This is a genomic window from Paraurantiacibacter namhicola, assembly GCF_001687545.1.
GTDB lineage: Bacteria > Pseudomonadota > Alphaproteobacteria > Sphingomonadales > Sphingomonadaceae > Paraurantiacibacter > Paraurantiacibacter namhicola.
In genome coordinates, this window is record NZ_CP016545.1 from 1,861,217 (window position 1) to 1,873,481 (window position 12,265).

The 12,265-nt window shown below is 65.7% G+C and carries 12 protein-coding genes; 6 read left to right on the forward strand and 6 right to left on the reverse strand.

The genetic code is table 11. The features are described from left to right. Positions 1-28 precede the first annotated feature (28 nt). Positions 29-577: a hypothetical protein gene (locus tag A6F65_RS09095; RefSeq protein ID WP_237164800.1), complete on the forward strand. Its 549-nt coding sequence runs from the start codon at positions 29-31 to the stop codon at positions 575-577. Then, positions 574-1,365: a hydrolase 1, exosortase A system-associated gene (locus tag A6F65_RS09100; RefSeq protein WP_067788008.1), complete on the forward strand. Its 792-nt coding sequence runs from the start codon at positions 574-576 to the stop codon at positions 1,363-1,365. Before A6F65_RS09095 ends, A6F65_RS09100 begins: the two co-directional genes overlap by 4 nt. Here the strand turns inward: A6F65_RS09100 and A6F65_RS09105 are convergent. The 6 genes from A6F65_RS09105 to A6F65_RS09130 all read right to left on the reverse strand — a co-directional run bounded on the left by A6F65_RS09105 (position 1,345) and on the right by A6F65_RS09130 (position 8,044). Continuing rightward, a complete protein-coding gene (locus A6F65_RS09105; RefSeq protein ID WP_067788011.1) occupies positions 1,345-2,547 on the reverse strand; it encodes a class I SAM-dependent RNA methyltransferase in 1,203 nt (400 codons plus the stop codon). The genes A6F65_RS09100 and A6F65_RS09105 overlap by 21 nt on opposite strands. Before the next feature lie 96 nt (positions 2,548-2,643). Next, positions 2,644-3,033: a hypothetical protein gene (locus tag A6F65_RS09110; RefSeq protein ID WP_067788013.1), complete on the reverse strand. Its 390-nt coding sequence runs from the start codon at positions 3,031-3,033 to the stop codon at positions 2,644-2,646. Continuing rightward, positions 3,014-4,732 (reverse strand): dihydroxy-acid dehydratase, encoded by a 1,719-nt coding sequence (ilvD, locus tag A6F65_RS09115; protein ID WP_067788016.1) that lies wholly within the window; start codon positions 4,730-4,732, stop codon positions 3,014-3,016. Before ilvD ends, A6F65_RS09110 begins: the two co-directional genes overlap by 20 nt. 109 nt (positions 4,733-4,841) lie before the next feature. Next, positions 4,842-5,570, reverse strand: coding sequence for an N-formylglutamate amidohydrolase (locus A6F65_RS09120; RefSeq protein WP_067788018.1), 729 nt, complete (start codon positions 5,568-5,570; stop codon positions 4,842-4,844). Beyond that, positions 5,567-6,373 (reverse strand): 4-(cytidine 5'-diphospho)-2-C-methyl-D-erythritol kinase, encoded by an 807-nt coding sequence (locus A6F65_RS09125; RefSeq protein WP_067788020.1) that lies wholly within the window; start codon positions 6,371-6,373, stop codon positions 5,567-5,569. Before A6F65_RS09125 ends, A6F65_RS09120 begins: the two co-directional genes overlap by 4 nt. Positions 6,374-6,397: 24 nt before the next feature. After that, positions 6,398-8,044: an electron transfer flavoprotein-ubiquinone oxidoreductase gene (locus tag A6F65_RS09130; protein WP_067788022.1), complete on the reverse strand. Its 1,647-nt coding sequence runs from the start codon at positions 8,042-8,044 to the stop codon at positions 6,398-6,400. 84 nt (positions 8,045-8,128) lie between these two features. On the opposite strand from A6F65_RS09130, the gene A6F65_RS09135 reads away from it, so the two are divergent. Genes A6F65_RS09135 through A6F65_RS09150 form a run of 4 tightly spaced genes read left to right on the forward strand, consistent with a single transcriptional unit; the run spans position 8,129 to position 12,233 of the window. Then, positions 8,129-8,848: a uracil-DNA glycosylase family protein gene (locus A6F65_RS09135; protein ID WP_067788024.1), complete on the forward strand. Its 720-nt coding sequence runs from the start codon at positions 8,129-8,131 to the stop codon at positions 8,846-8,848. Then, complete coding sequence (locus A6F65_RS09140) at positions 8,845-10,605, forward strand: lytic transglycosylase domain-containing protein (RefSeq protein WP_067788025.1); 1,761 nt, start codon at positions 8,845-8,847, stop codon at positions 10,603-10,605. Before A6F65_RS09135 ends, A6F65_RS09140 begins: the two co-directional genes overlap by 4 nt. Next, positions 10,605-11,144 carry a molybdenum cofactor biosynthesis protein B gene (gene moaB / locus A6F65_RS09145; RefSeq protein WP_067788028.1) on the forward strand — a complete coding sequence of 180 codons (540 nt, stop codon included), beginning with the start codon at positions 10,605-10,607 and terminating at the stop codon, positions 11,142-11,144. Before A6F65_RS09140 ends, moaB begins: the two co-directional genes overlap by 1 nt. A gap of 54 nt (positions 11,145-11,198) precedes the next feature. Beyond that, positions 11,199-12,233, forward strand: a complete 1,035-nt coding sequence (locus A6F65_RS09150) for a sodium:calcium antiporter (protein WP_067788030.1) — start codon at positions 11,199-11,201, stop codon at positions 12,231-12,233. Positions 12,234-12,265: the final 32 nt, after the last annotated feature.

Sequence of the window (12,265 nt, forward strand, 5' to 3'; positions counted from 1 at the left end):
CCCGGCGTGGTTCGACGAGCACAACAAGATGCGCCAATTCACCGCGGAAGTCGTCCGATTGCTCGGCGAACGCGGTGTGCCAGCCTCCCTTCCGGACCTTCCGGGCGCCAATGAGAGCCTAGCACCGCTGGAGGCGCAATCGCTCGAGAGCTGGCGCGCTGCGGCGAGCGAGGCCGCATGGCAGCTGGGCTGCACCCATGTACTCGCGATCCGAGCAGGCGCGAATGCCGCGCCGGAGCTGCCCGGCTGGGCATATGCTGCCCTGCCCGGCAAGAATGCGTTGCGCGGCCTGCTGCGCGCAAGGGTGCTGGCATCGAAGGAACGCGGCGTCCCAGAAGATCGGGATGGCTTGCTCGAGAGCGGTAAAACCGATGGCCTGGAGCTGGCGGGATACAGGCTGGGCCCGGACATGATTGCGCAGCTTGAGAACGCCGAATTGCCGGACCGGCCAGAACTGAGGCCTGTCGCTGCGGCAGAGCTCGGTGGCCCCGGCCTGTGGCTGCGGGCAGAGCCCGACCACGACGCTGCGCAGGCAGAGGCACTGGTCGAGCTGATTTGCACGGACCTGGACGCATGACCCGCCAGCATATCCGCTTCGGCTGCGAAGCCGATACGCTGGTCGGCACGCTTGACTTGCCGGATGGCGAGGCAGCATCGCAGCAAGGCCTCTTGATCGTCAGCGGAGGCAATGAAATCCGCAGCGGCGCCTTTGCCGGCCAGTCGGCATTGGCGCAGCAAATTGCAGAGGCGGGTCACCCGGTCTTCCGATACGACCGGCGCGGTATTGGCGATTCCACCGGCGATAACCGGGGTTTTCGCGGCAGCGAGGCGGACATAGCCGCCGCCATCGCTGCCTTCATGGTCGAGTGCCCGGACATGCAGCGCATCACCGCCTTCGGCAATTGCGACGCTGCCAGCGCCTTGATGCTCGCCGGTGGTGAAGGCTTGCACGGCCTCGTCCTCTCCAACCCATGGACGTTCGAGGATGAGGCAGCGGATGCCATGCCGTCCGAGGCAATCAGGGCCCGCTATGCCGAAAAACTGAAGAACCCGCGCGAATTGCTACGGCTGCTCTCGGGGAAAGTGTCCTTCGCCAAGCTGTTCAAGGGCCTGCTCGGCGCATTGAGCCCTGCCCCCGCGCCCAGCTCGCTGGCAGAGAACATGCGCTCCGGCCTCGCGCGTTTCGATGGTGACGTACGTTTTCTGGTGGCGGAGCGGGACCGCACCGGCCTCGCCTTCCTGTCGAGCTGGGATGCCCGCGACGCGCGGATCCGCAAATGTACGGGCGCGACGCATGCGTATGTCGAGCCGGAAGCGCTCGAATGGCTGCTGGCGCAGCTCCTCTCAGCCCTCTCTGACGAATAGGCTGGCGAGTTCCACGTGGGTGGACCAGCGGAATTGCCCGACCGGGCGTAGCTCCGCCAAGCGATAGCCTGCCTGTTGCAGCGTCGCCGCATCGCGCGCCCAGCTGGCAGGGTTGCAACTGACATAGGCAATCTTCGGCACGGCGCTGGTGGCAAGCTGCGCCACCTGTTCGCGCGCCCCGGCCCGCGGCGGATCGAGGATCGCGGCATCGAAACCTGCAAGCTCCTCTGCACGCATGGGATTGCGGAACAGGTCGCGGTGGATGGCTTCTAAGCTGCGCCCTGCGCGGCGGGCAGCCGACTGGCACGCCTGCACCGCATCGCGCGCCGCTTCCACCGCCTGCACCTGCGTGCCTGCCGGCAGGGCAAAGGCAAAGGTTCCGAGCCCGGAGAACAGGTCCACAACCTGCCCGCTTGTCCCGAGCCATCCGGAAACGGCCGAGGTCAGCGCGTCTTCGCCGTCCACGGTTGCCTGAAGGAAAGCGGCAGGCGGCAGCGCGACTGGCACGCCGGACAGGGTAGCTGTCAGCGGCTCAGGCTCCCAGAAAGCCTCCGGGCCATAGCCGTAATCGAGCATGAGCCGCGCCAGTCCGTGATCCCGACAGAAATCGGTCAGCGCCTCGGTCTCTTCCAGACCCTCGGGCGAATAGCCGGTCAGCGCGCAGTCCACCCCCTGGTCGGCCAGCGTCAGCGCGATATTGCTGCTGAACTTGCCGCGCTTGGCCGACAGCAGCTTGCGCAGGGGCGCAATCAGGGCAAACAGCTCCGGGCGCAGGATGTGGCATTCGCGCATGTCCACGATCTTGTGCCCGCGCCTTTCCTTGAAGCCGATCTGCACGGCGCCGCCTGTCCGCGCCGCGTGCAGCGTGGCCCTGCGGCGAGAGCGCGGCGGAGAGAGATGCGCGGGAAGCAGCTGCGCAGGCTCCACGCCCTGCCCGCTCGCTGCATGCGCCACGCGGTCCGTCACGAATTGCGCCAGCGAGGCCTCGTCCAGATGCTGCAATTCGCAGCCCCCGCACTTGCCGAAATGCCGGCATACCGGCTCGGCATGGTGCGAACCTGGCTCAATACTCCCGTCGGCGCGCACCATGTCTCCGGGCGCGGCCAAAGCCACGTGCCGCCCGCTGGCAGTCACGCCGTCGCCCTTGGCGGCAACGCGCAGGATTTTTTCGGTCTCGCTCACAGCATGGCGCGGTAGGCAGCACCGACGCTGCGCGCAAGTTCTACACGCAGCAAGCAGGCGCGGTGGTGTGGGATGCGCGATCGCGCGGGCGCACGCCTATTCGCCCGCTACCTCGTTACCGGACAGGCCTGTCGCCGGGAAGCGGTAGGCATCGCCGCCGACGGTGACTTCCAGCGTATCGCCGGAAAGTGCCTGCTCGGCCTGCTCGAAGCCATCGGCCGTCGTCACGCCGCTGCCATCGGTCTGGACCTCGAAACGGCGGAAGTGGCCATCGGGATGGCGGACTGTCAGGAAGAGCGCACCATCGACAACCGCCCGCTCGACGCCGCACTGGCGCGCGAAGTCCGCATCATCGGCCGACTTGCACGCAATCACATCGCCTTCCGCATAACCTTGCGGCGGCGCGGCCTCCCCATCCGTGCATGCGGACAGGGCAAGCGCCATCAGCGGCAGCAAAAGGCGCGGACTAGATATCGGCATAGACATGGGTTTCCGCCTTTGCGCCCGGATGCGTTACCGCGCCGTTACAGGCCGGTCCGACATTCTGGGCGAAGCGCCACAAGGCACCGGCACCGTAGTCATTCGTGCGCGGCTTCCATGCGGCACGGCGATCGTCCAGCAACGCGGCGTCGACCTGCAAGTCTATGCTGCCAGCCTCCGCATCGATCGCGATGATGTCGCCGTCCTCGACCAGAGCGATAGGTCCGCCCTCGGCGGCTTCCGGGCCGACGTGGCCGATGCAGAAGCCGCGCGTGGCGCCGGAGAAGCGCCCATCGGTGATCAGCGCCATGGTCTCGCCCAGGCCCTGTCCGTAAAGCGCGGCGGTGGTGGAGAGCATCTCGCGCATGCCGGGGCCGCCCTTCGGTCCCTCGTAGCGGATCACGATGACGCTTCCTTCCGCTATGCTCCGCGCCTCGACAGCGGCAAAGGCATCCTCCTCGCAATCGAACACCCTCGCGGGGCCGGAGAATTGCAGGCGCTGCATCCCGGCAACCTTCACGATCGCACCATCGGGAGCGAGGCTGCCTTTCAGCCCGACCACGCCGCCCGTAGGCGAAAGCGGCGTCTTGACGTCATAAAACACCTTCTGGTCCGGGTTCCAGGTGATCTCCTCGATGTTCTCGCCGAGCGTCTTGCCGGTGACCGTCATCGGTTCGGGATCGAGGAAGCCGCCATCGAGCAGCGTGCGCATGGCCATGTAGACCCCGCCCGCCTCGTGCATGTCCTTCGCAACGTATTTCCCGCCCGGCTTGAGGTCGGCGATGTAAGGCGTCGACTTGAATATCTCCGCCACGTCGAACAGGTCGAAGGCGATGCCCGCCTCATTCGCCATGGCGGGCAAGTGCAGCGCGGCATTGGTGGATCCGCCTGTTGCCGCCACGACCCGCGCGGCATTTTCGAACGCCGCGCGCGTGCAGATGTCGCGCGGGCGCAGGTTCCGCTCAAGCAGGGCCATGACCTGCTCACCGGCAGCGACCGCGATTTCCTCGCGTGATTTATAAGGTGCAGGAGCCATGTTGCTGTTTGGCAAAGACAAACCGATAGCCTCACCAACGCAGGCCATGGTGTTGGCGGTGAATTGCCCGCCGCATGCGCCGTGTCCGGGACAGGCGACCTTTTCCAGCGCGGTCAGGTCCTTCAGCGGGCAATTGCCGGCAGCATGGCGGCCGACAGCCTCGAAGACGTCCACGACGGTCACATCCTCGCCGCGGTAAGTGCCGGGCAGGATGGAGCCGCCATAGACGAAGATGCTGGGCACGTTGAGGCGCAGCATGGCCATCATCATGCCGGGCAGGCTCTTGTCGCAGCCTGCAAAGCCGACCAGCGCATCGTAGCAATGGCCGCGCACGGACAGCTCCACGCTGTCTGCGATCACCTCGCGGCTGGCCAGTGAGCTCTTCATGCCCTGGTGGCCCATGGCGATGCCATCGGTGACGGTGATCGTGTTGAAGCGCCGCGGCATGCCCCCGCCCCGCTCCACGCCCGTGCGGCAAATGTCTGCCTGCGCATCGAGGGTGGTGTTGCACGGCGCGCTGTCATTGCCGGCGCTTGCCACGGCCACGAAGGGGCGCGCGATCTCCTCCTCGGTGAGGCCCATCGCGTAGTAATAGGACCGGTGCGGCGCGCGCTCCGGCCCGACCGAAACGTGGCGGCTGGGCAGCTTGGATTTGTCGAATTTGCTCATGACACCTCGTCATCCCAGCGAAAGCTGGGATCTCATGCTGGATCGCGACAGATCCCAGCTTTCGCTGGGATGACGGGATGTTGCAACCGCATGCGCGCTTTTCGCGGGATTAGGCGCTCTTGAGTGCCAGCAGCGTGCGCCCGGCCACGTCCGTGATCAGCTTGGCCCAGCGCGCCTGCTCCGCCTCGGTCCGGATGAGGTCGTTGCGGATCTCGATCGCGAGATATGGCCGCCCGTGCGCCTCGGCATGGCGGTTCATCGTCGCGTTCAGCTCCTTGCCGGAATAGGGCTCGTTATCGCCGACCGTCAGGCCTTCCTCGCCGAACATGCGCATGGCGTGGCGCGCGGCGCTGTCATCCTGGTTATACAGCAACCCGACTTCCCACGGCCTGTCAGTTCCCGCATCGCTTTCAAGACGCGGCGTAAAGCTATGGATCGAAAGGATAAGCCCTGGCTGCGCAGCGTCCAGCCATTTGCCCAGCGCATCATGGTACGGCCGGTGGAAGCGGCTCAGGCGTGCTTCGCGGTCCGCACCGATATTGCCTGCGATAAAATGGCCATCGCTGCTGCCGGGGATGACGCCGGCCGCATCCTCTTCGCGGTGGAGGTCCACCACTAGCCGGCTGAGGCAGGCCATGTGTGCGGCGATGTCATGCCGGCGCGCGAGACGATCGACAACGCCGCCCGCCCCGATGTCGTAAGCGATGTGCGTATCGAGCAGCGCCCGATCGACGCCAAGTTCGATATCGGCGGGGACGACGTTGCTGGCATGGTCGCACACGGCCACGATGCCGCCCGGCCGCGGCTCCCCCACCTGGCGGAAGAGTTCGTCGCTCATCTCAATCGTCCTTGCATCTGCCACCAACCGGGCTGGCTGGAAGCGAGGGAATCTGCGGCTTCGCGCATGACGTCATGACTTCGATACGTCGCAAAACAGGTGGCGCCGGACCCGCTCATGCGCGCGATCTCCGCCCCTGTCTTGCGCAACTCCGCCAGCACCGTGCCGATTTCGGGTACCAGACCAATGGCCGGGGCCTCCAGGTCGTTCCTGCCAAGCTGTGCGACGGCGGACACCGGACCTTCCGGCAGGGCCCCGCGATCCGTGCCGTCCCAGGCCGCGAACACGGGCCCTGTGGAAAGGGGAATGCCCGGGTTTACGAGGAGCACGGGCGTGCCGGCCATGTCGCTCTCGATAGGTTCCAGCTCCGTGCCCGTGCCGCGCCCGATACAGGTGACGCTCTCGACACAGGCGGGAACGTCCGCACCCAGCTTGGCCGCGCGCTGCTGCCAGTCGTCCGGCAAGCCGTGTAGTTCGCGCACGATGCGGAACACAGCGCCCGCATCCGCCGACCCGCCACCGAGGCCTGCAGCGACCGGCAGGCTCTTCTCCAGCTCGATCCGCAGCCCCTGCGCCCGTGGTAGAGCAGTGAGCGCCTTCGAGACAAGATTTCCAAACGGATCAGTGATTTGCGGAGCGAATTCGCCGTGCATTGTCACTTCGTCCCGTTGTGCAGGACCGGCGCTCAGCACATCCCCGCCATCCACGAAAGCGAACACGGTCTCCAGCTCGTGATAGCCGTCAGCCCGCCTGCGCCGCACGTGCAGCGCCAGGTTGATCTTGGCGTAAGCTGTCTCTCGCATCAGGTCCCCCCGTTCGGGGACGGATCACATGTTCGGATAGTTCGGGCCACCGCCGCCCTCGGGCGTTGTCCATTCGATGTTCTGGTTCGGATCCTTGATGTCGCAGGTCTTGCAGTGGACGCAGTTCTGGCTGTTGATCACGAACTTCGGCTCTGCCTCACCCTCGGTCACCCATTCATAGACACCGGCCGGGCAATAACGGGTCGAAGGACCGGCAAAGACGTCCAGCTCGCTGCTGCGCTGAAGCTCCAGATCCTTGACTTTCAAGTGGTTGGGCTGGTCTTCTGCGTGATTGGTATAAGAATAGGATACGCTGGTCAGCCGGTCGAAGCTGATCTCGCCATCCGGCTTGGGATAGGCGATGGGCGTGTGCAGGTCGGCGCGCTGCAATTCCTCGTAATCGCGGTGGTGCTTCATCTTGATCGGCAGGCCGATCTTGATGGTCCGCATCCACATGTCCGCGCCCGCCAGGATCGTGCCGATATCGCCGCCATATTTGGCGACGAGCGGCTGCGCGTTCTGCACCTTCTTGAGTTCGGTCGCGATCCAGCTTTCGCGCAGGTTCGCATCGTAATCGGCCAGCTCGGTCTTCTCATGGCCACCGGCGATAGCCGCAGCTGCGGCCTCTGCGGCCAGCATCCCGCTCTTCATTGCGGTGTGGCTGCCCTTGATGCGCGGCACGTTTACGAAGCCCGCAGCGCAGCCGATCAGCGCGCCGCCCGGGAATGCGAGCTTGGGCACGCTTTGCCAGCCGCCTTCGTTGATCGCGCGCGCGCCGTAAGCCACGCGCTTCCCGCCCTCGAGATATTCGCGGATGGCCGGGTGCTGTTTCCAGCGCTGGAATTCCTGGAAGGGCGAAACGTAGGGGTTCTTGTAATCGAGCGCGGTCACGAAGCCCAAGGCCACCTGGCCATTGGCCTGGTGGTAGAGGAAGCCCCCGCCCCAGGTATCGCTTTCCGAAAGCGGCCAGCCCTGCGTGTGGATCACGCGGCCAGGCTCATGCTTGTCGGGATCGATGTCCCACAATTCCTTGACGCCCAGACCGTAAACCTGCGGTTCGCAATCTGCCTCGAGGTCGAACTGCGCCTTCATCTTCTTGGTGAGGTTGCCGCGGGCCCCCTCTGCGAAGAAGGTGTACTTGGCCTGGATTTCCATGCCGGGCTGGTAATCCGACTTCTGGCTGCCATCGGCTGCGATGCCCATGTCCTGCGTCACGACACCGGCGACGGCGCCGCTTTCATCGAACATCACTTCGGATGCGGGGAAGCCGGGGAAGACCATCACGCCCATCCCCTCGGCCTGTTCCGCCATCCAGCGGCACAGATTGCCGAGCGAACCGGTGTAGCAACCCTTGTTGCTCATGAGCGGAGGCATGGCGAGGTGCGGAAGGCTGGTCTTGCCGTTTTTCGACATTGCCCAGTGCCAGTTGTCGGTAACGGGCGTTTCAGCCATCGGGCAGTCCATGCTGCGCCATTCCGGAAGCAGCTCGTCCAGGGCCTTTGGATCGACCACGGCGCCGGAAAGGATGTGCGCCCCGATCTCGGAGCCCTTTTCCAGCACTACGACTTCAAGGTTCTCGTCGACCTGCTTCAGCCGGATCGCAGCCGCGAGGCCGGCCACGCCGCCACCCACGATCACCACGTCACACGGCATTGATTCCCGTTCGCTCACGCCATTTTATCCCGTTTTGCGTTCGTCATGCCCGAAGGCACTTGATGCAGGGCGTGTGGCAGGTCAAGACCCGCAAGACCTCCGATGGACCAACAGACCGCCTCCTTCTCCCGCCAGGACCTTGCTGCCGCCATGGATTGGTGGCGCGAAGCAGGCGTGGATCACGGCTTTGCGGAGGAGGCGCAGGTGATGCTCGGCGCAGAGACCTCGCCCCTCCAGGAAAGGCCGAAGGCAGAGCAGCGCAATGCCAGTCCACCGCCCGCTGAGGCGGCCGCCCCCCCTGCACCCGAATTGCAGCTGGGCGGCGATCCGGCAGCCTGGCCCAAGGACCTCGAAGCATTCCGCCAGTGGTGGCTGGAGGAGCCATCGCTGGACAATGGCGGGACGCATCCCCGAATCCCCGGACACGGACCGCAGGGCGCGGAGACGATGATCATCGTCCCCATGCCGGAAGCTGCGGATAAGCAGTCGCTGCTGTCCGGCCCGGAAGGGGCCTTTCTCGGCTCGGTCATGGCAGCCATGGGGCTGGAGGCCGGCAAGACCTGCATCGCCAGCGCCATGCCCCGCCACACGCCGCATGCGGACCTGGCCACATCGGGCCTGGGACCAGTCCTTCGCCATCACATCGCGCTCGCCAAACCGGCGCGCATCATTGCCTTTGGACGGGGCCTGGCGCCGCTGATGGAAGGCACCGAATTACCGACCCTCACGACCTATACCCTTGCCGCCCTTCACCAGAGGCCCGCCTTCCGCGCAGGGTTCTGGCGCAAATGGCTGGATTTTTCCGGAGAAACCCCCGCGTGATCCGCGCCCTTACCGCAGCACTTGCCGCATGTTCCGCCCTCGCCGCCGTCCCCGCCGCCAATGCGCAGGGGAGCGACACACGCAGCTATTACCTCGCGCAGACGGCCGGCAAGGATGCGCCGCGCCAGCTCTCCGACGCAGAGCAGGCGTTTTACCGAGAGGTCTTCCGCGCGATCCGGCGGGAGGACTGGGGCAGCGTGGAGGCGATGCTGAGCAGCCGCCCTGCCGGCCTGCTTCATCCCGTGGCATGGGCGGAATATTACCTCGCCCCGACATCCCCGCGCATCGAGCTGCCTGCACTGCAGGCATGGCTGGCGACCGGCACGAACCTGCCGCAGGCCGAACGTATTGCCCGGCTCTCCGTGACGCGCGGCGCGGAGTTCATGCCCGACCTGCCATACCAGCGCAGTTTCTCGCGACGGTCCGGCCCGCCGAAGCGCATCCGTCCGCGCAGTGTCAGCGATGGCACCATGCCGGGTTCGGTTTCCAACGCCATCAATGAACGGATCAAGAATGACGATCCGGACGGCGCGCGCATCCTGCTGGACGGCGTCGATTCCACCTTGAGCGGAGAGGCCCGCGCGGAATGGCGGCAGAAGGTCGCATGGTCCTATTTCATCGAGAACCGCGACGCCGACGCGCTGGCCATGGCGCAGACCGTCAGCGCAGGCAGCGGCCCGTGGGTGGCGGAAGGCGAATGGGTCGTAGGCCTGGCCGCATGGCGCCTTGGCGATTGCACCTTGGCGCAGAGCGGTTTCGAGCGCGCGGCCTACTCGGCCGAGAACCCCGAGCTGCGCGCGGCAGCCTATTACTGGGCAAGCCGCTCCGCCACGCGGTGCCGCAAGCCGGAGATGGCTGCGGAATTCCTGCGCGGCGCGGCAGGCGACGACCAGACCCTGTACGGCATGCTGGCCGCGGAACAGCTGGGGCGCGCCCTGCCCGACCGGGTCGAATCGCCGCATTTCGACGCGCGGGACTGGGAGCAGGTAGGCGGGCGCACGAATGTGCAGGTCGCCATCGCCCTTGCCGAAATCGGCGAGGACGAGCTTTCCAGCCAGGTCCTGCTGCATGAAGCGCGCATCGGGAACACGCAGCATTACCCTGCTCTCTCCCGCCTGGCGCGGGATCTGGGCTTCCCGCAGACGCAGCTGTACATGGCCTATAACGCGCCTGACGGTCAGTACGCGGATCCGGCGGTCTTCTATCCGGTCGCGAAGTGGCAGCCGGTGACGGGCTGGCAGGTCGATCCGGCACTCGCCTACGCCCACACCCTGCAGGAATCGAACTTCCGTGCCCGCGCGGTCAGCCCGGCGCAGGCGCAGGGCCTGATGCAGATCACGCCCATCACCGTGCGCCAGCACGCGCCCAGCCTGAACATGAGCACCGGCAGCGTCGATATCTTCGATCCCGGCGTGAACCTGGCATTCGGCCAGCGGAACCTGGAGATGCTGCGCGATAACTCCGCCATTCGCGGGCAGCTGCCCAAGATCATGGCGGCCTACAACGCGGGCCTGACGCCGATCACGCGCTGGAACAGCGAGATCAACGACCAGGGCGATCCCCTGCTGTGGATGGAGAGCATCCCCTATTGGGAAACGCGCGGCTATGTGGCCATCGTGATGCGCAATTACTGGATGTATGAGCGGCAGGCACAGGCCGTCTCCTCCAGTCGCAAGGCGCTGGCCGAGAATGCATGGCCAGACTTTCCGGGCGCGCAAGGCGGCGCAGACAGCCGCGTGATGGGCGGGCAGCGCTGATGGCCATCGACGAGACGCGCCGCTTTACCCCGGTCAATATCGCGCTGCTGACAGTGTCGGACACGCGCGGACCGGACGAAGATACCTCCGGCGACATACTGGCCGCGCGTATCGACAGTGCCGGCCACAACCTTGCCGCACGCACCCTGCTGAGGGACGACGCAGCGTTGATCGCGGCGCAGCTGGACGCATGGATTGCGGATCCCGACATCGACACAGTCATCTCCACCGGCGGCACCGGGCTGACAGGGCGCGACGTCACGCCCGAGGCGCTGGACCGCGTGCGCGATGCGCATGGCGGGAAGGACATTCCCGGTTTTGGCGAAGTTTTCCGCTATCTCAGCCTGCAGACGATCGGCACCAGCACGGTGCAGAGCCGCGCCTGTGCAGTGGTGGCAGACGGGACTTATCTCTTCGCCCTCCCCGGCTCCAACGGCGCGGTGAAGGACGGGTGGGATGGCATCCTTTCCGAGCAGCTCGATAGCCGCAACCGGCCCTGCAACTTCGTGGAACTGATGCCGCGCCTGCGGGAGAAATAAGGGAACCTCGGCCCGCGCCGCCCGCTATCCTCCTTGCAACTTCAAGGGGATGGCATGCCGGATATCGCAGGACTGGGTACGCAGGCGCTGTTGATCACCTTTGCCGGGGCAGCCATAGTTATCGCGCTGTTCGGCACGCAGATGGCCCGGATCGCCGATATTCTCGCAGACCGTACGGGACTGGGCGAGGCATTGGTCGGCGCAGTGTTGCTGGGCGCAGGGACAAGCATCTCCGGCATCGTCACATCGATCAGCACGGCTGCGAACGGCGCGCCGGAATTGGCGGCCTCCAACGCTCTTGGCGGCATTGCGGCGCAGACCATGTTCCTGGCGCTGGCCGACGTGTTCTATCGCAAGGTGAACCTCGAGCATGCTGCCGCCAGCGCGGTGAATCTTGGCCAGGCGACGATCCTGATCATCCTGACGGTGCTGCCGATCATGGCCGTGATGACGCCGGAATTTTCCATCTGGGCCATCCATCCCGTCAGCCCCGTCTTGGTCGCGGTTTACCTGATCGGCCTGCACAACGCCCACCGCATCAAGCTGGAGCCGATGTGGCAGCCCCGGCAGACCGAGCACACACGCTGCGAGGATGAAGAGGAGGAGCAGGACGCACGCTCCACCTTCATGCTCGCATCCAGCTTCGGCGGGCTCCTGCTGGTCGTGGGCATTTGCGGCTATGTAGTTGGCGAAAGCGGGCTGGAGCTGTCCGGACGGCTCGGCATCTCGCAGGGCGTGGTCGGCGCGCTGGGCACTGCCGTCGTGACCTCCCTGCCCGAACTGGTGACCACGATCGCTGCCGTCCGGCAGGGCGCACTGCAACTGGCCATCGGCGGTATCATCGGCGGCAACATGTTCGACGCCCTGTTCCTGTCCGCCAGCGACATCGCTTACCGCGAAGGCAGCCTGTACCACGCGCTCAGCGACCGGGTGGTGTTCTGGATGGCGCTGGTCGGCCTGATGACGGCAATCCTGTTGATGGGACTGCTGAGGCGAGAGCGCCAAGGCCCGGCGGGGATTGGCTGGGAATCCGTCCTCCTGATCTCCCTGTGGCTGGGTGCTGCCACGATGCAGATCGCGCTCGGCTGAAACCTTTCTTTTGTTCTCTTTTCGTTCTATGC